The 23527-nt window shown below is 36.8% G+C and carries 21 protein-coding genes, 3 pseudogenes and 1 riboswitch; of the genes and pseudogenes, 7 read left to right on the top strand and 17 right to left on the bottom strand.

Annotation, left to right across the window (positions count from 1 at the left end):
* Positions 1-169: 169 nt before the first annotated feature.
* Complete coding sequence (locus tag FOF60_RS07160) at positions 170-406, bottom strand: hypothetical protein (protein ID WP_192472938.1); 237 nt, start codon at positions 404-406, stop codon at positions 170-172.
* A gap of 123 nt (positions 407-529) precedes the next feature.
* The gene (locus FOF60_RS07155; protein ID WP_192472937.1) at positions 530-1702 is read right to left on the bottom strand and encodes a S1C family serine protease; all 1173 of its coding nucleotides are present in this window, start codon (positions 1700-1702) and stop codon (positions 530-532) included.
* A gap of 179 nt (positions 1703-1881) precedes the next feature.
* Here FOF60_RS07155 and FOF60_RS07150 point away from each other — a divergent pair, with 179 nt between their 5' ends.
* Positions 1882-2361, top strand: a complete 480-nt coding sequence (locus FOF60_RS07150) for a hypothetical protein (RefSeq protein ID WP_192472936.1) — start codon at positions 1882-1884, stop codon at positions 2359-2361.
* A 117-nt stretch (positions 2362-2478) separates the two neighbouring features.
* On the opposite strand, the gene FOF60_RS07145 is transcribed toward FOF60_RS07150, so the two are convergent.
* Positions 2479-3021: a general stress protein gene (locus FOF60_RS07145; RefSeq protein WP_192472935.1), complete on the bottom strand. Its 543-nt coding sequence runs from the start codon at positions 3019-3021 to the stop codon at positions 2479-2481.
* A 249-nt stretch (positions 3022-3270) separates the two neighbouring features.
* Complete coding sequence (locus tag FOF60_RS07140) at positions 3271-3423, bottom strand: YfhE family protein (protein ID WP_192472934.1); 153 nt, start codon at positions 3421-3423, stop codon at positions 3271-3273.
* 174 nt (positions 3424-3597) lie between these two features.
* Here FOF60_RS07140 and FOF60_RS07135 point away from each other — a divergent pair, with 174 nt between their 5' ends.
* Complete coding sequence (locus FOF60_RS07135) at positions 3598-4170, top strand: hypothetical protein (protein WP_192472933.1); 573 nt, start codon at positions 3598-3600, stop codon at positions 4168-4170.
* Positions 4171-4234: 64 nt separating this feature from the next.
* Here the strand turns inward: FOF60_RS07135 and FOF60_RS07130 are convergent, their stop codons facing one another.
* The 6 genes from FOF60_RS07130 to FOF60_RS07105 form a co-directional block, all read right to left on the bottom strand.
* Positions 4235-5011, bottom strand: a complete 777-nt coding sequence (locus tag FOF60_RS07130) for a TatD family hydrolase (protein WP_192472932.1) — start codon at positions 5009-5011, stop codon at positions 4235-4237.
* Positions 4998-5759, bottom strand: a complete 762-nt coding sequence (locus FOF60_RS07125) for an ABC transporter ATP-binding protein (protein WP_319801571.1) — start codon at positions 5757-5759, stop codon at positions 4998-5000. The genes FOF60_RS07130 and FOF60_RS07125 overlap by 14 nt, the downstream gene beginning before the upstream one ends.
* Positions 5756-6517, bottom strand: coding sequence for an ABC transporter permease (locus tag FOF60_RS07120; RefSeq protein ID WP_192472931.1), 762 nt, complete (start codon positions 6515-6517; stop codon positions 5756-5758). Before FOF60_RS07120 ends, FOF60_RS07125 begins: the two co-directional genes overlap by 4 nt.
* Positions 6514-6807 (bottom strand): thiamine-binding protein, encoded by a 294-nt coding sequence (locus tag FOF60_RS07115; RefSeq protein WP_192472969.1) that lies wholly within the window; start codon positions 6805-6807, stop codon positions 6514-6516. Before FOF60_RS07115 ends, FOF60_RS07120 begins: the two co-directional genes overlap by 4 nt.
* Positions 6808-6809: 2 nt before the next feature.
* Positions 6810-7811: an ABC transporter substrate-binding protein gene (locus FOF60_RS07110; protein ID WP_192472930.1), complete on the bottom strand. Its 1002-nt coding sequence runs from the start codon at positions 7809-7811 to the stop codon at positions 6810-6812.
* A 126-nt stretch (positions 7812-7937) separates the two neighbouring features.
* A riboswitch (TPP riboswitch) is annotated at positions 7938-8045 on the bottom strand.
* Positions 8046-8118: 73 nt separating this feature from the next.
* On the bottom strand, positions 8119-9306 hold the full coding sequence (locus FOF60_RS07105; protein ID WP_192472929.1) for a DUF2515 domain-containing protein: 1188 nt from the start codon (positions 9304-9306) through the stop codon (positions 8119-8121).
* 147 nt (positions 9307-9453) lie between these two features.
* Here FOF60_RS07105 and FOF60_RS07100 point away from each other — a divergent pair.
* From FOF60_RS07100 to FOF60_RS07090, 3 genes and pseudogenes are all read left to right on the top strand, one after another.
* A pseudogene (locus FOF60_RS07100) lies at positions 9454-10308 on the top strand (manganese catalase family protein).
* Between the two features lie 308 nt (positions 10309-10616).
* Positions 10617-10889 (top strand): LAGLIDADG family homing endonuclease, encoded by a 273-nt coding sequence (locus tag FOF60_RS07095; protein WP_192472928.1) that lies wholly within the window; start codon positions 10617-10619, stop codon positions 10887-10889.
* A complete protein-coding gene (locus FOF60_RS07090; protein ID WP_192472927.1) occupies positions 10886-11623 on the top strand; it encodes a hypothetical protein in 738 nt (245 codons plus the stop codon). Before FOF60_RS07095 ends, FOF60_RS07090 begins: the two co-directional genes overlap by 4 nt.
* A 319-nt stretch (positions 11624-11942) precedes the next feature.
* On the opposite strand, the gene FOF60_RS07085 is transcribed toward FOF60_RS07090, so the two are convergent.
* From FOF60_RS07085 to FOF60_RS07075, 3 genes are all read right to left on the bottom strand, one after another.
* On the bottom strand, positions 11943-12614 hold the full coding sequence (locus tag FOF60_RS07085; RefSeq protein ID WP_264647655.1) for a UPF0489 family protein: 672 nt from the start codon (positions 12612-12614) through the stop codon (positions 11943-11945).
* 623 nt (positions 12615-13237) lie between these two features.
* Complete coding sequence (locus FOF60_RS07080; protein WP_192472925.1) at positions 13238-14629, bottom strand: SIR2 family protein; 1392 nt, start codon at positions 14627-14629, stop codon at positions 13238-13240.
* Complete coding sequence (locus FOF60_RS07075) at positions 14626-17223, bottom strand: tetratricopeptide repeat protein (RefSeq protein ID WP_192472924.1); 2598 nt, start codon at positions 17221-17223, stop codon at positions 14626-14628. Before FOF60_RS07075 ends, FOF60_RS07080 begins: the two co-directional genes overlap by 4 nt.
* A 577-nt stretch (positions 17224-17800) precedes the next feature.
* Between FOF60_RS07075 and FOF60_RS07070 the strand changes: the two genes are divergently transcribed.
* On the top strand, positions 17801-19075 hold the full coding sequence (locus FOF60_RS07070; protein ID WP_192473834.1) for an IS110 family RNA-guided transposase: 1275 nt from the start codon (positions 17801-17803) through the stop codon (positions 19073-19075).
* 420 nt (positions 19076-19495) lie between these two features.
* Here FOF60_RS07070 and FOF60_RS07065 read toward each other — a convergent pair whose 3' ends face one another.
* The 4 genes and pseudogenes from FOF60_RS07065 to FOF60_RS07050 all read right to left on the bottom strand — a co-directional run.
* A complete protein-coding gene (locus FOF60_RS07065; RefSeq protein ID WP_192473781.1) occupies positions 19496-19852 on the bottom strand; it encodes a DUF5412 family protein in 357 nt (118 codons plus the stop codon).
* A pseudogene (locus tag FOF60_RS07060) lies at positions 19846-20179 on the bottom strand (HNH endonuclease). Before FOF60_RS07060 ends, FOF60_RS07065 begins: the two are co-directional and overlap by 7 nt.
* 43 nt (positions 20180-20222) lie before the next feature.
* A complete protein-coding gene (locus tag FOF60_RS07055; protein WP_192473782.1) occupies positions 20223-20837 on the bottom strand; it encodes a hypothetical protein in 615 nt (204 codons plus the stop codon).
* 475 nt (positions 20838-21312) lie between these two features.
* Positions 21313-22059, bottom strand: a pseudogene (locus FOF60_RS07050) (hypothetical protein); the annotation flags it as partial.
* Between the two features lie 201 nt (positions 22060-22260).
* Between FOF60_RS07050 and FOF60_RS07045 the strand changes: the two are divergent.
* Complete coding sequence (locus FOF60_RS07045; RefSeq protein ID WP_192473783.1) at positions 22261-23526, top strand: hypothetical protein; 1266 nt, start codon at positions 22261-22263, stop codon at positions 23524-23526.
* The last annotated feature ends 1 nt before the right edge of the window (position 23527 follow it).

Genomic DNA, 23527 nt, shown 5'->3' with positions numbered 1-23527 from the left:
TCTTGAAAACAGCTTGCAGACTTTTGGGTCTGCAAGCTGTTTTTATTTATATATAATGAAGTTTCTTGCTGCTATTAGGCTTTCTTTTTAACAAAAAACAGGAAAGTCAAATTTAAATTGCATTTCCTGTTTTTATAATGAACCTTAAATTTTTCTAGTCAATCGCTTGTTAAAACCACCTAGGCCCTCTGTGGCCTTCCTTCCTTCCCTCAACTGAACTACTCTCGTGTTCAATATGTTGGTCTTCTCCCAATTCACGTCCTTGTCTTCTTCCATGACCAAAGAAATCAAAAGGATGTCTTCTGCCCCTCTGGTGGTCCTTTCGGCTTTCCTGTATAATCTCAACCTCTTTAGCATGAATTGTAAGCTTATCTACATGAATTACCTTTCCTTTATCACGTGACATATTCTCCCCTCCTGCCTTTATTTATTCTGTATTATCCTATTCGTTCTTCCGGGAACGGTATAGGCGCTTTCAATTTTAATCTTCTGCATTAACAACAAAAAACGCCATAATGGCGTTTTTCTGTTAATTGCTTTGTGACAAATCTTCGACCAGAGTCAATGTTGCAGTCTCCTCTTTTCCATCCCTGAAAAAAGTCACTGTTACTTCATCTCCAATTTCTTTCTCGGTATATAAATATTTTCGAAGTTCTCCTGCAGTTTTTACCTCTGTATCATCCAGTTTTGTAATGACATCGTATTCCTTTAACCCGGCCCTTCCTGCTGGTGAAGTAGAGACTACTTCCTTAACGACAATCCCATTTTCAACACCCTCTGGCAAGTTCAGTGTCTCGCTATAATATTGTGATGGAATGTCCGCTAAGGAGATTGGGACGATACCTATATAAGGCCTCTGCACTTCTCCGTGTTCTTCCAGATCCTTTAAAATTGGCATCGCAACATCAATTGGGATTGCAAAACCGATTCCTTCAACAGCTTCCTGGGCAATTTTTGATGAGTTTATGCCAATCAATTCGCCCTGAATATTAATCAATGCACCGCCGCTGTTACCTGGGTTAATTGACGCATCCGTCTGGACTACTTCTGACTGCCAGTCAATGCTTCCATCTTGATCTATATCGACAGGCATCACTCGATCAGGTGCGCTAATTACACCGGCAGTTATGGTACCATGCAAGAAGCCAAGCGGATTGCCAATCGCAATCGCAGTTTCTCCCGGCTCAAGTTTTTCCGACTTGCCAAGTTCAATAACATCTTTAATCTCCTCGCCATTCACCTCCAATACTGCAAGGTCAAGCAATGGATCAGAGCCTAAGAGCTTCGCGGGAAGCTTTTTTTCGTTTCCAAGGCTAATTTCAATCTGGCTTGCTCCGGAAATAACATGGTGATTGGTTACTACGTATGCTTTGCTATCCTCTTTTTTATAAATGACTCCTGAACCAGATCCGGCTTTTTGCGGCTCAGTTCCTTCCCACATACTTCCCCCTTCGTATTTCACCACGCTGACAACTGTATCCATACTTTTGTTTACTGCTTCCTTTATTGTGGGATCTTCTTCACCCTCATCAGCACTGACTTTTGCAGTAAACTTTCCCTCAGAATCGTTCTTGGCTGTAGACACTAAATCTTTTTCAGACGAAAACGGACCAAGCAAGAAGATAAGAATCGCTCCAACGACTATTCCAGCAATGCCTGTCAAAAACAAAGACTTAAAATTACTCTTTTTATGATTATCCATTTTTCACCTGTCCTTTCCAAATTAAAAATTGGTTGGCTTGTCTATTTGTGTAAGAAGTTGAAAATAATATGGAAATGTGTAATATATTTCAACTTATATGTTCGTTTAGGTTACTTGGCCATGGGTAAAATCTGTACATTGATTATAAAAAACATTTTTAAGATAGGAGGTCTCTAATCATGTTCGGCTTCTCAGACTTTATCGGCTTTCTTCTGGCACTGTTATTTATTTATCCAGTAGTTTCACTAATTCATGAGTTAGGGCATTCCTTCTTCGCATGGATATTTGGAGGGGAATTTAGTTTCTCCCTTGGGCGCGGAAAACAGATTTTCAAAAAGGGACCATTCAGTTTGAACAGCATGTATTTTTTAGACGCTTTTAGTGAGTATGAGCACCTTAAATGGAATAATCGCTTAACCCATTTCCTGGTACATGCAGGAGGAGTCATTTTTAATCTTGGATCAGTGCTGGTGCTTAACATCCTCATCTCACAAGACATTTTGGAACCCCATACTATATTTGTCCGCTATTCCTATTTTTCTGTCTGGCTGGCAACCTTTTCATTGATTCCAGTTGATTACGGTAACGGCAATTATAGTGACGGGCTGGCTATTTACCACGTTATTCGTTATAATGAATGGCCGAAACTTACCGGATGATTTCTTCATGAATCGTACCTGTACTCCTGGAACAGATACTTTTTTTAATATAGAAGAAGTCCCTATATTCAAAAAAAGAGGCATTCCTATCCAAAGGAATGCCTCTTGCCCTCCAGTTTAGGAAGTCACATACATATCAGTGTTTAATGAATTAGAGTCTCTAAAAGTGGTATGGATTTCCTCTCTTCTTTCCTCATCCACTTCCACTAACACCAGGATATTGCCTTCCTTCAAGTATCTCTCATATTCCTTGGCGTCATCTTCCGTTACTCCGGCGCCTGTCAATGCACCAACAATTCCGCCTCCTGTGGCGCCAATTGCTGCACCGCTCAATGTTGTTGCAAGCGGACCAGCGGCAGCAAGGACACCAATTCCCGGGATTGAAAGCAGGCCAATTTCGGCAATCAGACCAGCGATTCCTCCAAGAACACCACCAGTCCCAGCTCCAATACCGGCACCCTTGCCAGCATTTTTTCCTCGATCTGAATCATTTTCAATTACATCTACATCCGTTTGGTCTTCAATGTTCTCCAGTTTATCATCGTCTTTTGCAAAAATCGATAAGTCGTGAGCGTCAAATCCCATTTCCTTAAGTCTTCTAATTGCACCAACTGCTTCATCTGTATTTCTGAAAACTCCACCTACGATTGTCTTTTCCATAGACTATTACCTCCATTCTAGTTTTACGCTCATTCCGGATTGAATGATTGAGCGCAATGCTTTCTAATCCGGCATACAAAGTCTCAAAGCTGAGATTCTCAAAACTAAGACTTGTATGCCGAAAAGGCTATTTACCATTTAACAAATTGTGTGATTTTGCCTACATAATCCAATACCCGTCACATTTTTGACTAAACATAGAGTAAAGGAAATAGAAAAGATGGCCAAAATGCCATCTTTTCATCCAGCCTATTTTCCTTTGTTTCCGTTCTCTGCTCTATACTTATTTTCGGCCTTTACTGCACGAGAAAACTCCTTAGCGTAAAGCACTTCTTGCGCATCAGACAAACCATTGTTCTGTTCCGTATTCAACCCTTTGTTGGGAGCTTTATTCTTATTCATTTAATGATCCCTCCTGAGTTCGAATTAGATGATTTCCATCTATTATTTTTCTACCCTGCGGATACAGCAGTAAACAAAACCGATAGAAATGGTAACATTTCCAAGGGATCCTCCTTAAAAACACAGGAATGGTTTGTCCTCGCCTTACATATGATGGTGAAAAGGAGGCTTGCCATGATTATTTTTAATGCTTATATTCTTTTTAGCCTCGCCGTTACACTTCTGCTTTCCATTATGCTTGTGCTTCGCAACAAAAATCGATTGACAGGCATGAATGGAATGATCATTTCAATGTATCTCGGCATGAATATAGGATTGACTAGTGGGGTTTTATTTGGAACTATTTTTCGTGGTGATTTATTTCATTCTACTATTCTATCAATGCTCATAGGGGCAGCAGCCGGCACTATAATGGGGGCTTTAGTCAGTGCTGCTGCAGCATTTGAAGGTCTTATGTCTGGTATTATGGGCGGGATGATGGGGGCGATGCTTGGAGAAATGCTGCTGCCTGAGAAATCGCTGATCTTGATCAATATCTTCCTGACGGTATCACTTGCCGCCCTATTCCTTTTTAAGATACTTCCGAAAACTGAGTCATCCATTATTTCAAAAAAATATATTATAAAACCAGTCCTTATTTTTACATTGTTTATCTTTTACCTGTATTTAGGAAGTCTCCTTTGGGATGACTGGATAAATGACTTACATTTAATCAAAGACCAAGAACAGCACCTGCATCATTCTTGATTCTGTCAATAGCAATTGTTCTGAAAACACGAAAGGATAGGAGCCGCCTATCCTTTCATTGAAGTTATATTTTATAGAAATTTTTCACCTGGTTGTACAAACTGTTGTAAACATCTTCAACCTTGACCTTCTTAATGGCTGCAATTTGCCGGACCACCTGGTGAACCATTGAAGGCTGAGTCAGCTTGTCTTGAAAGATCCCTTCAAATGGCCAAGGTCCATCTGTTTCTGCCATGGTCATATGTAATGGATAAAACTCTGCAACCTCTCTGGTTTCGATCTCGTATAAAATATCTGGAGTGAATGATATAAAATACTCGTTCTCCACCATTCTCTCCATTGTTTTTTTATCCCCTTTAAACCAATGAAAATGAGCCTTCCTTACATTATGTTTTTCCAACAGGTCACATACTGCAGATGCATCATCATAAATTGCATGAAGGATGATCGGTTTATCCAGCTTCTTGGCCAAAACAATAAATTGCTCTAAAACCTCCAAATAACCCCGATAAGGAAACCTGCTGCCTTTTTCCTTCTTCCGGAGGTAATAAGGCAGTCCAACTTCACCGACAGCGACCATTTTTTCCTGATTTGTTTCAATCCAATTTAACAGTTCCGCCACTTCATTATCGGTCGGCAGAGGCTGTTCGGGATGGAAGCCAAAAGAGGGATAAATATTTGGGTGTTGGTCAGCCAATTTTAGGTTTTCTTTGCTGGATAAAAGGTTCATTGAGACTGTTATCATACCTTCTACCTTATTTTCTGCTAACGTTTTGATAATTTGATTTTGATTTTTTTGGGTATATTTATCAAAATGAATATGAGCATCAAACACTTTCATGCAACCCGCCTGCCTTCAAATCGTCGTATATTTCCCTTTTCAGCTCGAGAAACTCGTTTTCCATAAGCAATGTGTCTGTTCGCGGCCTCTTAAAAGATACTTTAATCTCACGAATGATTTTAGCTGGCCTAGGAGATAAGAGATAGATCCGATCAGATAAAAAAATAGCCTCTTCAATGTTGTGGGTAATAAACAAAACTGATTTCCGCTTCGCTTCCCAGATTGATAACAACCACTTTTGCATATCAAATCGGGTGAATTCATCCAGTGCCGAAAATGGCTCATCAAGCAGCAATACAGATTTTGGACTTAGTAATGCTCTTAAAAATGCGACCCTTTGTTTCATCCCACCTGAAAGTTGATGGGGATAAGCATCTTGATAGTATGTTAGGTTTATTTTCTTTAACCAATTTTGAGCCTCACGTTTATCAGGCTTCTGGAACAATTCCTGGCCAAGCAAAATGTTATCAGTTACCGTCCTCCAGGGTAAAAGCGAATTCTGCTGGGGCATATATGCTATATTCCCTGTTTCCCCATTAATTTTCCGGTCATCAAGAAACAGCATGCCTTCCTCAGGTTCAAGTAAGCCGCCTATACATTGAAAAATAGTGCTTTTACCACTTCCAGAAGGTCCAATAATGGAAACAAATTCTCCCTCTTTAACATAAAGGGAGAGATCATCAAGCACCACTCCTGTGTCTTTGAAGGATTTGCTGACGTTTTCAAGTCTGATTTTCACTTCCATCATTCCTCACCTTTGACCTTCCATTTAATCAAATTCTTTTCTATCATCACAATTACACTATAGAGCAGCATGCTGAAAAAGATAATAATAAAAATGGCAATAAATACACGGTCTGTCCTGAAGGATGAAGAAGATAGTGTCATGAAAACGCCAATCCCCTTCTCCGCTCCCAGCCATTCTGAAATAACCGCACCCATGACGCTATAAGTCGCTGCTATTTTCAATCCTGAGAAAAGAGGGGGCAGTGCATTAGGAAGCTCAAGCTTCGCAAATGTCAGAAATCGTGTAGCGCCTGACATCCTCATGTAATGGAGAAGTTCTCTCGGAACATTGCTGAAACCATCCAATGAGGCAATAGTGACCGGGAAAAAACAAACTAAAATGATGATGAGCAATTTAGGCAAAAAGCCGAAACCAAACCAAATGACCAACAGAGGAGCCAAAACGATAATCGGTACATTTTGCGATAGAATCAACAATGGATACAATGCGTTTCTCATAGAAGGTATCAAGTGGAGTATCATGGCAATCAAAAATCCGATCATTGATCCCAGTAAAAGCCCGGTAATCGCCAATGTCAGGGTTGCTCCTATGTCCGGCAAAAATAAAGGATAACTCCCTGCCGCTTCCTTGAAGATGACAGAAGGGGCAGGCAGCAGCCATGCCGGTATTTCCTGTACACGAGTGATCATTTCCCAAAACAAGAAGAAAAGGAGGAGAACCAAAAATGGCCGCCATCCTTTATTCCATAATGTATTCATTGCCGATATTTCTCCGTCAGCCTGCCCATCGTAATTCCATCTGGCTGATATAAGACTTTCACCTGGGAAATGACATTCGGAGCTCCAAGTTCAATCATTTTCTTGTTCATCTCGGCTATCACCGCTAACAGATGCTCCAGTTCACCCTCCATCGTTGTTTCCAGCGGATGGACTTCATAATTTACACCGGACCGATCAATGATTTTGATTGCCTCATCCACCAATTCAATGACCTCCTCTGCAGAAGAAGCTTTAGGTATGATTTGTACACTTACTAACGCTGTTGCCATCATTAGTTCCTCCCTTCTGGTAAAAATTCATTGGTAAAGGCTTTTTCAGCTTCTAATTCCTTCTCTAGAAGGTTATTCTCAAACATCCACTCACTGTAATTCTGCCAAACCTCCAGCTTTTGCTCACCCCAGCGTTCAGCGTCATCCTGGTATCTAGGGGATAGCCATTCCTGACTCCTCTTCACCAGTTCTTCATCCAAATCAGGTACCGCCTTAATCAGAATTTCTGCACTGTCAGCTGGGTGCTCAATTGCAAATTCATATCCCTCTGTAAGTGCGGCCATGAATTCTTTGACTGTTTCGGGATCATCTTTGATCATTTTTTCATTTGTGGTAATAACCGGTGTATAGTAGTCAAGCTTCTTTGAAAAATCTGTTAAATAAACCATATTGATTGATTCATTACGAATTTCCGCCTCAACTCCTGTCCAACCATAATAAATCCAGGCGAAATCAATGTCACGATTTACCGCTGTAAAAAAGTCAGAGTCTCCCATATTCACAACCTTCACTTTCTCGACATCTGCATTTTCTTGCTTCATCAATGAATTGATGACAGCTTTTTCAATTGGCGATCCCCAGCCGCCATAGGTTTTACCTTCAAAGTCCTTTGGTGAAACTATATTTTTAGCCTTCGGTGAGGCAAATCCTGATGTATTATGCTGAAGAACAGCTGCCAGTGAAACAAGCGGAATCCCCTGGATTCTAGCCTGCGTAATTCCTTCCTGGTAACTTACTCCGAATTCCGATTTTCCAGAAGCGACAAGCTGGTCTGCTCCCGCTTCACCCGGAAGGATTATCTTTACGTCCAAACCATGATTCTTGAAATAGCCTTTTTCTTTTGCCACATAAATTCCCGTGTGATTTGTATTCGGCGTCCAATCAAGGACAATTGACACCTTCTTCAATTTGTCTTCTTTCTCCCCTGATGACTGACTTGAAGAACAGGCAGCCAGGCCCCAGACTAACAAAAAAGCAGAAAACAAGATTAATAATTTCTTCATGTACTTCCCCTCTTCTCTATTTGTTTGACAATGGAGGCGGAAAAGGAGGCTAAGGTGATGTTAGTAAAATAAAAAATGCGCTCAGGGAATCCCAAGCGCATGAAAAAATCCATAATAAACGAAAAACGTCTATCAGAAGATGTTCCCTACGCTGGTACTAGCCAGATCAGGTTAAAGGGTCAGCATCTATGGACACTTTCTCAGCCGGCACTACCGGCTCCCCTACATTTCCTATTCTCCAATTGTCATCTCTACTATATAGAATGTTTTATGATTCGTCTAGAAAAATAAACCATTTTTTTAACCTCTAATCAAGAATTGAAATAATCTTCTTCGCAAAAGCGACAAGTTCCAGCTTTTCGAGTGTCTGACAGTATTCATATTCTATATTTCCAATCGAAGGTTCCTCTATTTCTTCCAGAAACTCCAATACTTTAAAATCACCGAACCAGTCTCCAGGTTCTGCTTCAGGTTGATTACTGTTTTTCCAGACATTCTGGAGTTTTGGGCTGTAGATTCTTCTTGCCCCTGGTTTTACTTTGCATGAACTGAGTTTAATTTGATATTTAAGTCCAGGGATTCCTTCATGCACATCGTTGAAGATATGGGGCCAGTAATCTTTTCTTGAGCCTGTATGGGGGTTTGCCATGGCCCACTCTTCCACTTTTTTCAATACCTCCTTATCAAAAAGGATCGCATACAACCTTTTTCCTAATTGGATTCGTTCATGCAATGATTGAAACTGATTCACTGTCTGTCCAGCCAGTTTAGTCACACCATAGTCATTGTAGGGAAATAGAATTTGATTGAAGGACAAAAAATCCTGTATCTCAAACTCCAGGGTATTGAATACATCCTTGATATAGTTTTGGTTTTGGATAACTCTATTTTCAATATAGTTCTGTTCATTAATAATCAGGCCTATTGTCAGCAGGGATGAATCAGACGATTCCCAATAATAATTCCATATCGTCTCAATAAAGATCGAAACATTAAAGTGGGGGAGCAGCGTGAATAACGGTTTTTTCCTATTAAGACTTTCTTCATAAAGCAGCAGCTGAGGAAAAGCATCCTGGAAGATCAGCCAATTGCCTCGTTCAAGAAATGAGAAAAACGAGCTTTTTTCTTTTTTGGATAATAACCTTGTTAGCAGCTCTGCTTTTAAATCTGTCATGCTCCAGCCGCCATTCCTGGAGACCATATGGGCCAGGAACGCCCACTGGATTTCCGGGTGCTTTTTATAAAAATCCAGATAGGCTTTGGTTCTAGTTATATTGTTTTTATTTAGTTCCTTGGTCTTCAACTTTATCTCTTGTATGATTTTTCTCTCTTCTTCTAAGGGGTTCTTAGTCAAACTCTTTTTTTGCCTTTTTTGCAAATTTTCATGAATCACTTCAATAGGCGACTTTACTTTTCTATTAAAAAAGAATATTGTCCCTTCCCCCTTATTCTGGATTCGGATTAAATCATCACAACAAATAAGTTCCTTTTTCATTCTATTTCTTTCTAATTAAATAAATGAGCTAATCACAAAAGAAATGCAGTTGGAAATCTCCCCTCAGTTTACAGGTCCAAGTTCCTTAAACTTAAATAGCCCATATCATAACAGTGGAGTGTGAATTTTGTTTGGGGGAGGAATAAGATGTTTTATCACGTAAAATAATTACAGTATCAAGCAAAACCGGAAAGGCCAGACCCTGTCTATGCTAAAAAGCTGCAGGAAGTTATTGGTGGACAATTCGGGGAAATCTCGGTTGCCATGCAATATTTATTCCAGGGTTGGAATACCCGCGGTGATGGGAAATATCGGGATCTCTTAATGGATACCGGAACAGAAGAGCTGACCCATATTGAAATGCTTTCTACCATGGTCGCCAGGCTTTTAGATGGTGCACCTGTTGGCGCACAAGAGGAAGCCGCAAAGGATCCTGTAATGAAAGCGATCTTAGGAGGCATGAACCCACAGCATGTCATCGTATCAGGTTTGGGCGCCATGCCGGCTGACAGTGTGGGAAACCGTTGGACTGCTGATTACATCATCGCCAGCGGCAATCTCCTCGCAGACTTCAGGGCTAACCTGAATGCTGAGTCCCAGGGCAGGCTTCAGGTAGCAAGACTATATTATGAAACGACAGATCGCGGCGTAAGAGATATGCTTTCCTGGCTGCTGGCAAGAGACACGATGCATCAAAATCAGTGGATCGCAGCCATAAAGGAATTGGAAGCAAAGGAAAATGTAGTAGTGCCAAGCACCTTCCCGAAACACCTGGAAAAACAGGAAGTTTCCTACGTGCTGTTTAACCTTTCAGAGGGAGACGAAAGTGCTGCGGGCAGATGGGCAAGCGGAACCAGCATGGACGGCCTCGGCACATTCCAGTACGTCCAAAATCCTGCACCATTTGGACCAAAGCCTAAACTTAAACCAGCACCGCCTTATATTTTTAACACACCTCCTGCTGTTTTGCGAACTGAACAGATACCGCCAAACTTGATGTGAGAAATACAAAGACAAAAAAGCTTCAACCCTTAAGAAAAGGATTGAAGCTTTTTAGTATGATTCCTACTGGGTTCGAACCAGCGACCTCTACCCTGTCAAAGCGAATGAAGCGAGATCCAGATTATTAAATATGATAGGTTAGACCATTATTATTTGAAAAACGTTTATATTATAATGGTTTCCTGATTTTAAAATAATATAGGTTAGACCTAATATATCGAATGGCACCAATTTGGCACCAACATAAAACCCCTTAAGGAACTTATGACAAGCTTCTAAAAAAATCGTACTTAGGGGAATAATAAATAATGATAAGAAAATTTTTATTAGATGAAAATTTCTTTGGTAAAATTACAACAGAGGAAAAAGCTTATTGGCTTGGATTTATTTTAGCTGACGGAAGTGTAAGCAAGGAAAATCGTAGAAATTGTATAACACTTAGTCTATCAAGAAAGGATAAAGAACACCTTTATAAATTTAAAAAAAGTATTAAAGCTACATATGACATCAAGGACAAAATTGTTTATTTAAAAGCTAAAGAACACTCGATTCTGAATTTAGGATATATAGCAAAAAAATGAAGCATGACTTAATTTCATTGGGATGTGTCCCCTTAAAAACCTACAAAGCAACTTTTCTTAGAGACATAGATCATGATTTAATTCACCACTACGTTCGCGGCTACTTTGATGGTGATGGCTGCCTTAGTACCACAAGAAATACTTGGAGAATTGATATTGTCGGAACAAAAGATATTTGTGATTATATATTAAGTATTTTCAAGAATCTTACGGGATCAACAGTAAAGGTAACTCCTAAAGGGAATTGCTATTATTGTTCCATTAGCGGTATAAATTACGTTAAAACCATAATGGACTGGATATATGCTGATGCAAGTGTTTACTTAGAAAGGAAATATGGCAAGTATTTAGAATTGCAGAAGGCTTTTATACTGGCGGAGGAACGTAAAATGAGGCTTTGGTGTGAATTGAGCAAATCTATGACGGGAAGAAAACTTACGACAACTACTAAAGAGAAGTTGAGTATTGCACATCGGGGTAAGAAAAAAAGCCTAGAACACAAACAAAAAATAAGAGCCTCAAATAAAATAAGGTTAGAGAACCCTAAATTAAGAAAGTTAAGAAGTGGCGATAACTCGCCAGTTTCAAAATTAACTTCTGAAAAAGTCAAGGCCATTAGAGAGGAATTTCTCCATTACAAAACTCCTCAAAAACAACTAGCCATAAAAAACGGAGTAAGTTATTCAACAATAAAAGATATTATCAGAAGAAGAACATGGAAGTACGAAGAATAGTCAAGAAAACACAGGAATTTTTTTATAAAATCACAACATCTCGCATACCCAATAGGAAATTGGACCTTAAAAGAAAATACCATTGCTATTCAAATATTGAATAGCAATGGTTACACTGCCCTTTTTTAGAAAAGCGCTTGTCCCAATTTTCGTTAGATACTTCTAAGTTAACTAAAATTGTCAAAACAATTACTTATGTATCTAATTAGGTACTAAGTCTTAGTTATTTAATTTTTTCTAACTAAAAGTTAATGATTAATATTAAACTATATCTGGTTCCCATATTCAACTTTGTAAATTATGATTCGGTACCATAAGATCATGTAGTTGCCCGTTTAATATGGATTAATAAATGTTCCAATAACTTTTCACTCGATATTGAATGATCATCAACCTTCCATCTGGAAACATAATCAGGCTCCATTGCAATAGTTATTATTTTTGCCTTTCTTATTAATCTATAAAAAGTTTCAGTATCTTTAGGTTGTATAGAATCCATGGTATGAAAAAAGTCTAAATCAATATCTAATATGTACTCGCTTACTATTTCGTTATCCTTTACTATTCCTGGGTTCATTTCATTAATTATATCTAATTTATTATTTAAATTATTAGACTCTATTATTTGTTTATAGAGTTCCCTCTCACATTCGTCATCATGCTGTCTCTTATCACATCCAATGAAACAACCTTTCTCAATAATATAAAGTTTGGATTCAGGATATGTATAAGGTCTAGTTGGTTTTACTAATTGGCAGTCCTTACCAAACATAATATTATACATCAATTGATTCTGATATTGTTCTTCTTCTTTTGAAGGTGGATCGTTATTCGTTCCATCAAATGAAATTACAAAAGCTTTTGCGATGATGTCAGATTTAAGAGCTGCGTCAATATGTTCATCATTTTGTAATTTATTAATAGCTTCATGGATAGTTTCCATACTATTTACGTTGATTTTACTAATTAGGTAATCTGTTTTTTTTTTCATCGAATTTAGTATGCATCCTAAATGCTGGCATTGTATCAGTATGGTGATCAAGTGTGATTAAAATAGGAGCAACCTCATTTAACAACCTAAATTTCGCCCAAGCCTCTAATACATGATGATGTTCATTAAAAATATATAATTTTTTGTCATTAATAATTAAATTAGTACCCGATCTATTCATTTTAAATGTCCTTTCAGAGCATAAATAAATATTTTTTATTAGGATAAATAACATTATAAGCAATACTGAACAACATGTTATTTGTAGGTAAATTCTCAAGTCCTTAAATTTATATTAAAAATATAAGAAATAAAATTCGCAACACCTTTTATTGAATAATTCTTGTAGGAAAGATGAGGCCACCACATCAAACTATTGTATTTAGCCGTTTTCTAGGCACTGGGGGGGGATATATAAAAGTCAAAATAAAACAACCCACCATGCGCCCTACCAAGCCATGTGTGGGTTGCTCAATAGCACAATTCCCAGCAATGGGCTAAGCTACTATATCAATTATAATTTTGATTAGCAAAAATAACAAATATATCCAAGTATACTTATTAGTATTTTATTGTCTTCACATTTTCCTTATGGCAAATCATAAGTTAATTTTCAATATAGATTAATAAGGGTGCTTAGAGAACAACTTAAAGCCTATTGGTCTATAATCAATTGGACCAAAGAATTGCCAATAATTCCATGAAACGGCATCGGTAGCTATATCAAACTCTTTCTTTTCTCTACTAACTACTTGAATATACACAGGATTTTCAGGTCGGTGTAGATGCTTTTTAAGTTTAAAGCGAAAATGTGCATCATCTTCCGAGAGTGAGAATCCTATAAAAACCACTTTGTCAGCTTGACGGAGTAATTGGTCAGCTACACCTTGTAGGCTTGTCCAGTGACTATGTACCTCGATACGCTCTTTTGTAGGCGGGAACAAAAATTCTTTTAACTCAGTATGGTCAGCAGGACATGTTCTTCTAGAAAGTGCCTTATGCAAGTTTTCCGAAACTCTAAAAGCATTAAAACATGTGGGGCATATTAGCCAGTCTAGCGATCCATGTAGTTTTATTATTTTTATTTTATTTAAATTTTCCTTCTCTCCTGTATTTTGTATATCATTACCTTTACCATTATCATTTAATGATTGAAAGGGAAGAACATACTCCAAAAACTCAGTACCGAAAACCTTATTCAATGCTTCGTCCAGATATAAATCATAATTTAATGTAATAAAGCTTATTTTCCCGGATTTTTCTTTAAATGCCTTCAATTGTTGTGCCAATTCGGTATAGCTGTTGTCAACGTTAGGGTTAGCACGATCTATTAAATATTTTCGTAATTCGCCAATCATATTTTTTTTCAATTTTCGGAGACTCTCCAAGGAATATTCGGCACTAAACCCCTCTTCTCGCTCCAATGCTATATCAATTACGTTTAAAACCTGATTAAATGAAGGAAAAGGCACCTCTTCTTTTTTAATATCAGCTTTGAAAACATCTGTAATAAACCTACAGATTTCTGTGTGTGGATCGGCTTCCAACATCTTACGCAATAAATCAGCGCCTCCTGGTAACACATCAATAGATGCACCAGCTCCCATAACAAAAACGATATTCCCATATTGCCGAGATGACATTAAATTTTGAATTTGTTTAATCATCTTTTGTGTTTGATTTTCATTATTCTTTGAAACTTTAAGTACCCTAATATCCCCCTTCGGTACAATGAAACGCAAACCTTGATCCTGCTCTAATTCAATTGCATAACAATTAATATATTCTACTAATGTATCGTTTTCTAGAAATCGAATACTGAAGTTACCTTCTAAATATCTATCATAGTTTCCAAGATGGTTAATATACCCAGTCATTTCAGTATCCTTAGGATTTTCACCAATTTCAATATTTAGATAACCAAGGTCTGTATAATTTAAAGAAGAGATAGTTGCAAGAATGCTTCCACTTGTCTGTGATCCTTGCCGCGTAATATTAGTGCTAGCACTTTTCATGACTGCACCTTCTTTTCATCTTGTGAAGCTTCCCGCACAATAAAACTCAAATCTCTATGTAATTCATTTATAAAAGGATCTATTTCAGATGTCCTTTTAACACCTTTTTCTTTTAATTTACTTAAGCCTTTGGCAAGATTGTACCTAACATTACGGGATTTATCTCTGCTTCCAATTTTTATAGCGTGCATAGCATAATACCAATTAACATCATCAGGAAAATCCATTTCTGCTAATTCCAACAATCCATATATTGCTGCTGCACGAACCACTGGATCATCATTTTTGCATTCCATATATATCCTTGCAAGAATTGGCGCGTAAATGGCTGGTACTTTATACCACCTTTTAGCCCAAGTGGTCATAGCAATTAAACTATCACTTAAGCTATCTTTCTCAAACATTAATGTTGCTCCGAGGAAGCTGTGCATTAATGATTCTGCTTCTCTATCGCTGATTTCCAGTTGGCTTAGTACTTTAAAAATTTCAGGAACTAAGGAATGGTCATTACTTAAAAAAGTAGACTTTTCGTCTAACCACGTTCTGGGATCATCTAAACAATTTTGACAGGTTGTCTGTAAGCGAACGAAATCAAGTTTTAAATCTGGATGGTTCTTTAACAGGTAAAAAACAGCCTGAACAGCTTCAGAACGTTTTAGAGACATAACATTAGTGGATTCGATATATTTATATAAAATATCTTCTGCTCTTTTGAATAAGGGTGAATCATCAATGTAAGGCAGTAAGAATGCTAAAACTGCCCCCCAAAAATAAGATTTCATGGAATAGCTATTAAGTGATTCCTCTTTAATTTCTTGTTCAACTTGTTTTATTGCATCAATTACTGCCTGCTCTTTTGTTTTCTTTTTTGCAAAAGGAGTTAAATGTGAATTTAAAACAATGGATGATGCATACCAATTTCCATTTGTACTTTTTTCCTCAAGGTATCTTGTGATTTCTATTTTTTTCTCTTCCGTTGCAAACTTGGTTATGTTTAATAACAGAATTATTAGCGATTTATATTCTAAAGAGTCACTAGAAATTTTATCTATTTCGTTTCTAATGTTTCCACTCAGATCAGAAATTGAAGGATACCCCTGCCAGTCTTTTATTTCACTTAAATTTTTTGCAGCATGTTCTTTTACTAAATGAGGTCCCTGTAGGAAGGCTTGCCAGATTCTATGTATAATATGACTTTTTTGATTTGACTTCAGCCTAGGAACTAATCTTCTCAATGCCTCGATTGCAGTTCGTTTATAATCAAAATCCTTTGTAAAGGACCATTTCTCATCTAATGTTTTTAACAACTCATGATAGGCCGGCTCTACAAACTTATTTGGTAAGTAATCAGCTAATAGTCCTATGCAATGTGCTCTGCCGAGACGAGTAAGTCGATTCACACCAGAATCAAATAGCCATTCACAAAATTCACCTATTTCTTTTAAGGTATTGAATGGGATACTATCTCCAATTAAACCTTTTATGGTTTTATCGTTATTAATTAGTATCGCATGTTCAAGTGCTATTCTTTTTAAGACATCCTCCTTCAAAACGCTTCCAGAATTTAAAAAATGCATCATTTGTTCTTTGGAAAGTTTTTTTAAACCTTGAACATCACCTAATAGTTGATAACTCAGTTCTGCCCTTTCTAGATATCGAACAGATTCATACAGGTTATTTGAAGCCCTATAGCTATTTCTTCCTTTGATATTTTCATTAAACACCTCATCCGTAAGATAATTCAAACCTATCCTTCTCATCCGATTTGCAAAATCAAAAATATTTTCATTAAGAGGAATTTGATCAGGATAATACCATTCATCTTTTCGGGCTGCCTCTTGAATTTCAATGTTTTTTTGGTTTTCGTATAGCATAATATGAAGTTTTTCATTTCCCAGTTTACCGTTTTTGTCGTCATCAATGTGTATTAATGCTTTTTGATATAATTCAATGGCTTTCTGTAAATCATCTAAAGAATACGCCAAAGCACCTAAGTTACTATAAGCAATAGCATATTGTTCTGGAGAACTTGCCTGGGATAGACTTTTACTTAATAAGTCTTCTGCTTCCTTAAAGTTTTCATTCTTTACACACCAACTACCAAAATAAATATTCACTGAAAATACCAGACTGTTTGGGCTATTATATAGAGATAACCAGGATTTTAGTGCTTTAATCGGATTAATACCTTCCATTACCCGATTACTGGCTGTTCCGCAGAGAGCACTTATCAAGAGAAAACGTTGCTCCCATTCTTGGCCAAGCAGGTCTGCATCAAAGTACAGTTGTGCACGCGAATAATTTTTTTCTATTAATTCCCTATCATATCTTTCAAAATTTAATAATACCAACATGTAATAATACTTAAATAGAAGTTCTTTTTTTAAAGAAGAACTAAATTTACGATTTGGACTATCCAAGAAGATATAAGCATATTCAGTTCCCTGATTGATACGTTTAAATACTGTTTGTTCAAGTAACAAGACTAAAGTATTATCATTTAACTCTAGGTAGTCCGATACTTCTGGTTTTGAACTGTTAGCCTGAAATCCCTGGTACAGGTAATCGTAAATAGATTCTGTAAATAATTTCATATTCTCACAACCTTTAAATTAATTTGAAACAAAAAACCATAACTCTACTTTAGTCATCATCTATATTAAAACTTGAAATTAAATATAAGTGGTATTCCCCTCCTCATAGCGTTTTCCACTTTTCATAGCTAATATGTATTTGGTAACATCATTAAATGATTCTTAATTTTATTTGTCCCTTTTATAGCTAAAAAAGATATTATAAGTTAATGTTAATAGGAAAATCGCAGGTGTAGTTAAAATAAAAACTTACCATCATATGTCTCCCAGCCATTTGTGAGTTACCATGTTACACCTTTGTAGAATAAGCTCAGTAAGCTACAAAAGTAATTATATGCTACGGTTTTATTGATTACAAATATATCCAAACACCTATAATCGTTATTATGATGGGTTTAATGTAAAAATTAAAGGTTTGGACTTTTGTTACGTGCTGTATTTGGAACAACTTATTGAACTTACGCACCCTTTAGCATTCCTGTAGAGCGTTATTTTTGAGCTTTGATAAAAAAAGGGATCCTCAGTAAGATATGAGTAAGACACGACTCTAACTCTAACCTTAGGAGGAACCCCTACTATGAATTTTAAAATGCAGGACAAACAAAATCAACTAATCGAAAGAATTTCTGACAAACATCTTGTCGTTGGGGTAGATATTGCCCAACAATTCCACGTAGCCAGAGCGGTCAATTTCCGAGGAATTGTGGTAGGTGATCCAATCACTTTCCAAAACGATGAAGACGGTTTTTCAGCACTATTAAACTGGATTAAGAATCTTAAAAGAGTACATAGATTAGAGGAAACCGTTGTCGGAATGGAACCTACAGGCCATTACTGGATCAATCTTTCTAAATGGCTAATAAAGCGTGATATTGAGGTAGTAACAGTTAATCCCCATTTAGTCAAAAGGAATAAGGAAAATCGTGATAATACGCAATCAAAGAGTGATAAGAAAGATGCCCTAGTCATAGCCGACATGGTGAAGAATGGTTACTACTCCTTTGTCAGACATTCCTCTGAGCCATTTGAAAAACTTAGGGTTCTAATGTCAAACAGAGATGTAATTGTTAAAAGGCTTGTAAGCTCGGTTAATCAATTAAATCGCTGGGTGGATATTGTTTTTCCCGAACTAAGACAAGTCTTTAAAGACATAACTTGCAAAGGGGCAATCGCAACATTACGGCTTTTTCCAACCCCAATGGAACTAGAATCCCTGAAGCCAGATGAGATTGTGACCGGTTGGAAGTCGCTTATGAAAAGGCAGCCTGGGTTAAAGAAAGCCTATTTACTTCTCAATGTAGCCAGGAAATCTATCGGTACCAGACAAGCTGTAGAGGCTCACAAATTCCACCTAGAACAATTACTCGAAGAGTACGACCTTGCGGTTCACCAACTTGATAAAGTGGAGTTGGCAATCAAGGAAGAACTACCTAAAATTCCATTTGCAGATAAGCTACTTAAGATCAAAGGAATTAGTGAAATTTCATTAGCGGGTATTTTAGGGGAAGCAGGCGATTTAAGTGGATTTTCACACGGCAATTCATTACTTCGTCACGCTGGACTCCATCTCTCTGAAGCTAGTTCTGGGAAGTGGAAAGGAAAAATAGTCCTTTCAAAACGAGGAAGGTCAAGGCTTAGGCGTTTCCTTTACCTTGCCACTTTGAGCCTGGTGGTGAACAATGAAGAATTTAAGACCCTCCACTCTAACAACGTAAAAGTTAAGAAAATGAAAAAGATGAAATCCATTATGAAACTGGTCGGTAAATTGGCTAGGGTTTTTGTAGGAATAGCACGACATAACGAATCGTATTGTCCCAAGAAGGTACAACCATTAACAGATTTGGCAGCTTAGTTTAATATTTTTGGTTAATTGAAAAGAAAAAAGATCGAGTGTTGGCTTATTCGCAGGATTTCTAAATATGTACGGAGTACCAGGTTACTTAAACAAAAGGGCACTGACCCATTCCGTTAGCTAGACTGGCCTCCACCCCTTGGATAGGCATGACGAAGGAATGAGAGGGCGAAGACCCGTTGAGACATGGGAGGGAAAGCCTCCAGGGGCGGCGTGGAGATGTACATTATATGGTAAAATATGGAGTATATTCCTACTCTTCTATTTAACTATGCCTTCACGTAGCCAAATGTCCAGTATCCACTCCTTACGGTCATTAAAATGTAATCCTAGGAGGATGAAATCCTGCGAATAAGCGAGCATTTGCCAGATAATCGTATTAAACTGAGGGAGTTTAAGTAGATTGTTTCAGATACTTAATCATTGATAACTAAAAGTATCGCATTTATCTAAATTAAGAATATGATTGTTTATCGAAACTATATCATTACTTTCCCATTCTACATTAACTTCCTCTGTTCTTTTTTGGATTTTCAAACCAAATTGGACCCTTTCGCCCATTACACCAAAAGTACTCGTTGCTCCTTGATCCCACAGATATAAATCAATTGTATATTTGCCATTGGGAGAATGTATTGTTTTGATATATTCATTAACACCCATTGAAGAAAAAAGAATTGTTAATAATACCACCAAGTAAAGAATAATACCGAGACCCCTCCCCGGTGCCCAGCATTTTGGAAAAAAACAGTGTTTTTGACCGGGGGATATTACCACTTCTCATCATTCCACTTAATTTCTTTCTTTCCAAAATCCCTGCCATGTTCTTTGTTATGGCAATCAACACAAACAGTCTCCAGGTTATCTTCATCAAGCGCTAACTCTGGACGATGTTCGAGTTCTTTGATATGGTGAACGACCAGATCAATCTTTTTGCGCTTAGCACTCTTACTGTATTCGTTTGTATCTACGGATACTCGTCATTGCCGTTTACATTCTTGGCATTCAAAGTTGTCTAAATTACTTATTTCCTCGCGGAAGCTTCTTCCTTTCACCACTGTCATATAACTTAAGTTTCTGTTCCTTTGTCTTATACACACTCATTTAGTAACAATTTTACCGCAACAAAAAAGCACTCAAATGAGTACTATTTTTCAGGTTTTGCATATACAAAAAGACTATCCTTGCCTTTATATTTATATATTGTTTCTACCTTAGAATAATTTTTCACATGCAAGGATTCTAAAATGTCTGTATCCTTATCATTTATCTTATCAAGTTTTTTGACATACTCCATGCTCTCCCCTTGATGAGTGAGATAACTTACATGAACTCTACCGGTTATAACCCGTTTATTAATCATGTCCTTAGCAACTGTAGGAATAAAAATTACCTCATCCTTTCGGATCATTGGAACATGGACTTTGAAAATCCATTCTTCCTTTTGATCTGTTGTAATAGTAGTGATTGTAAAATTACTGTTCACCATATGCCCTGGACCAAGATTTGTTACTTTAATGAATGAAGCATCCAATTTTAAAAATGATGGTTGTTTGGATAAAATAGCATAGTCACCGGCCATATATACTTTAGATGCATCTTTTAATACATTGTTACTCATGTCTAAGTACATATATGAATCTTCTATATGAGGAAATGCCCTATACGTTTTCTTATGAACATTCTTATTATAATAATAACTATATATCGTACCCAGAATAAAAGTTAAAATGGGTACAGTGTACTTTAACACTTCTGCCATTCTCGCTCCCCTTTGCAATATTTTTAACAAATGAATGCATCAATTACATGAACCCCCCATCTGGATCTACCATAATCACCATTTACTACTTATTTCGACATTTATTTTTTATTTCCTTCTCACTGCTCCTCTCACTCGCTTGTAAGTGTCCATGTTCTTCCTAGGAGTTCTTCCCAGTCTTTTCTGGTCAGTTCATTTGGAGGTTTCTCTTTGCTGGATCCAATTCGATTAAGCTACTGCTTTTGTTCTTTGGTCAGATAATCGGCTATTCTCATTTTCCTCACCCTTTTATGAAAATAAAAAAGCACCTAATGGTTTTATCAGATACTTTCACCCACCCTTGCAAATGTATTTGCAAGTATATTTCTCTAATATTTTCTCTACGTGGAGTACAGCTAATTTCGGTATCCTCTACATGGAGTACAGTACAGTACAGATTGATTTATATTAAAAAAGCACCCTAGAAAGGATGCTTTTAATCAATGTATTCAACAAAAGAAGCTATTCTTAGTAATCCAGCTTTTGTATAGTTTCTGAATTTAACTTTGCACTTTATTTTAGGATCCAGGAATATAAACTTCTTATCTTCCTCAACAATTAAATCCCTATATTCATTGTAAAATTTCTTCCTTGCTTCTGGTACCATAAACTCCATTATTCCACCGTGCTTTAGTATTCCATCTTTATTAACTGCAAGCAACAATCCAAATTCATCTTTCCTTACTCCAGTAATGACAACATCAGTAAATTGGTAGTTAATAACCTTTAGCCAATCTTGTGATCGCTTTTTTATCTGATATTTGGAGTCAACACTTTTAAGCACTATCCCCTCTAGGCCCTGTTGTTTTACTAAATCAAAATAAGCCTTGCCGTTACCTAACATCCACTGAACAAGAACAATCTCCCTCGATGGATTTATGACACCCTCAAGGAGTTGTTTCCTTTCAATCAGCGGCAGCGTTACCTTTTTACCTTTGAAGTAAATGATATCAAAGGTAAAAAATTGGATTGGGTGCAAACTCTTTTTTGATTGAAATCTTTCCATCATCGCCTCAAAGTCAGGCTTTCCTTGTTTATCAATAACAATAAGTTCCCCATCTAAGATTGTACCATTTGGGATATCAATGCTCTGTAACTCCGGGAACTTGACAGTCACATCATTATTATGACGAGTAAAAAGTTTTATTTTATTATTAAACTTAGAAAGGATTAATCTTATCCCATCGAGTTTTAAATATCTCCATTAAAATGCACATTAATATTTTGTACAATAAATGATTCCCCAATACTATTAATATAGCGATTTAACGAAAAATTAAGAAGATTATCATTGTACATATATATTAGGGATGTTAGTATGGACTTTAATACATATCCACCTATTTATTAGATTCGAAAATTGCACATAATTAATGGAGGACTCATGGATAAGATTGATAGTAATTCAAATATCACCTTACTTTCTAACAGCAAAAACTTTAAATTTATTATGGTTCCGGTCTGGGTTAATTGGGGGAAGTTAACAGATGGTCAGATAATTAAAAAGCAATTCGCAGCAATAGGTTTAAAAAATCTAGCTACTGGAACACATATTATCCATCCACTGACCGATTTCATTATTCAAAATTGGCAATCAAGAAAGTATAATACCCAAAAAAAACATGCCTTAAATGTTGTTAAATTTATGAATTACATACTAAAAAATAGACAAGAACTTCACATAAAAGGTTTAGCTGATTTAAAGTTATCAGATGGATCGACATATTTAAATTCACTTACATCAACCGGACAAATAAGAGACACCGTTAAGGATAGTGAAAGAACTCTTACTTATTTCTATCTTTGGCTGATAGATAAGAACGTAATTAATAACATTAGTAAAAAACAGTTTAGAAAAAAGGAAACACTACAAGGGTTTAGTTATTATGTATCTCCTTTTCAAGTTATTTATCCAGAATCCAGTTCTAATAATGTTGAGCATTCTTTTCCCATTAAATACATACCACTACTATTAGAAATCGCAATTATTGAAGCAAAACCTATTGCACTAGGATTATATTTTCAATTGTTTGGAGGATTAAGAGTTGGTGAAGTAGTGAATTTAAAAAGAACGCAAGTAAAAAAACGTATCGTTAATGGAGATTTCTTATTTGAATTAAAAGACCAACACTTTCGTTCAGATATCAAGGATGGTTCAGGTGGGAGTTATGTAAAGCGAAAGAGACATCAACGAATCTTTCAAATTAAGGATTGGGGCGAGATATTGTTTAACGACCATATTCAGCTTTATAATCCTACTGATGGAACAAATGCACTCTTTGTTAATAGAGATGGAAAAGCAATGTCAGGAAGAAGTTATAGGCAGTATTTTGATAAATTGAAAAGATGTTTTTTAGAGTATTTGAAGTTGTATGGAGATAGTGAAGATAAACTAGTTGCACATCACTTGAGTATAATGAGTTGGTCTACACATATAGGAAGAGGAACATTTACTAATATGTTAGCAGAGGAAGCCGAAAATCCTTACGACATTGCCTTTCCACGTGGAGATAAGAGCTTACTCTCATCGTTAACATATATGTCCAGAACTGAACGTTTACGTAAAAAACTAGAGCAAAAGTTTAATAACATGCATGAAGTTTATATTCCTAGATTGATTCAAACCAGAAGTGCAAACGAGGAGAAATAAG

This window comes from Mesobacillus jeotgali (assembly GCF_014856545.2).
Classification (GTDB): Bacteria; Bacillota; Bacilli; order Bacillales; family Cytobacillaceae; genus Mesobacillus.
This window is presented reverse-complemented; position numbering and strand designations above follow the sequence as displayed.

Coding starts and splice junctions, on each gene's coding strand:
- FOF60_RS07160 (WP_192472938.1), bottom strand. CDS start 406: ATGTCACGTGATAAAGGAAAGGTAATTCATGTAGATAAGCTTACAATT.
- FOF60_RS07155 (WP_192472937.1), bottom strand. CDS start 1,702: ATGGATAATCATAAAAAGAGTAATTTTAAGTCTTTGTTTTTGACAGGC.
- FOF60_RS07150 (WP_192472936.1), top strand. CDS start 1,882: ATGTTCGGCTTCTCAGACTTTATCGGCTTTCTTCTGGCACTGTTATTT.
- FOF60_RS07145 (WP_192472935.1), bottom strand. CDS start 3,021: ATGGAAAAGACAATCGTAGGTGGAGTTTTCAGAAATACAGATGAAGCA.
- FOF60_RS07140 (WP_192472934.1), bottom strand. CDS start 3,423: ATGAATAAGAATAAAGCTCCCAACAAAGGGTTGAATACGGAACAGAAC.
- FOF60_RS07135 (WP_192472933.1), top strand. CDS start 3,598: ATGATTATTTTTAATGCTTATATTCTTTTTAGCCTCGCCGTTACACTT.
- FOF60_RS07130 (WP_192472932.1), bottom strand. CDS start 5,011: ATGAAAGTGTTTGATGCTCATATTCATTTTGATAAATATACCCAAAAA.
- FOF60_RS07125 (WP_319801571.1), bottom strand. CDS start 5,759: ATGATGGAAGTGAAAATCAGACTTGAAAACGTCAGCAAATCCTTCAAA.
- FOF60_RS07120 (WP_192472931.1), bottom strand. CDS start 6,517: ATGAATACATTATGGAATAAAGGATGGCGGCCATTTTTGGTTCTCCTC.
- FOF60_RS07115 (WP_192472969.1), bottom strand. CDS start 6,807: ATGGCAACAGCGTTAGTAAGTGTACAAATCATACCTAAAGCTTCTTCT.
- FOF60_RS07110 (WP_192472930.1), bottom strand. CDS start 7,811: ATGAAGAAATTATTAATCTTGTTTTCTGCTTTTTTGTTAGTCTGGGGC.
- FOF60_RS07105 (WP_192472929.1), bottom strand. CDS start 9,306: ATGAAAAAGGAACTTATTTGTTGTGATGATTTAATCCGAATCCAGAAT.
- FOF60_RS07095 (WP_192472928.1), top strand. CDS start 10,617: ATGATAAGAAAATTTTTATTAGATGAAAATTTCTTTGGTAAAATTACA.
- FOF60_RS07090 (WP_192472927.1), top strand. CDS start 10,886: ATGAAGCATGACTTAATTTCATTGGGATGTGTCCCCTTAAAAACCTAC.
- FOF60_RS07085 (WP_264647655.1), bottom strand. CDS start 12,614: ATGAAAAAAAAAACAGATTACCTAATTAGTAAAATCAACGTAAATAGT.
- FOF60_RS07080 (WP_192472925.1), bottom strand. CDS start 14,629: ATGAAAAGTGCTAGCACTAATATTACGCGGCAAGGATCACAGACAAGT.
- FOF60_RS07075 (WP_192472924.1), bottom strand. CDS start 17,223: ATGAAATTATTTACAGAATCTATTTACGATTACCTGTACCAGGGATTT.
- FOF60_RS07070 (WP_192473834.1), top strand. CDS start 17,801: ATGAATTTTAAAATGCAGGACAAACAAAATCAACTAATCGAAAGAATT.
- FOF60_RS07055 (WP_192473782.1), bottom strand. CDS start 20,837: ATGGCAGAAGTGTTAAAGTACACTGTACCCATTTTAACTTTTATTCTG.
- FOF60_RS07045 (WP_192473783.1), top strand. CDS start 22,261: ATGGATAAGATTGATAGTAATTCAAATATCACCTTACTTTCTAACAGC.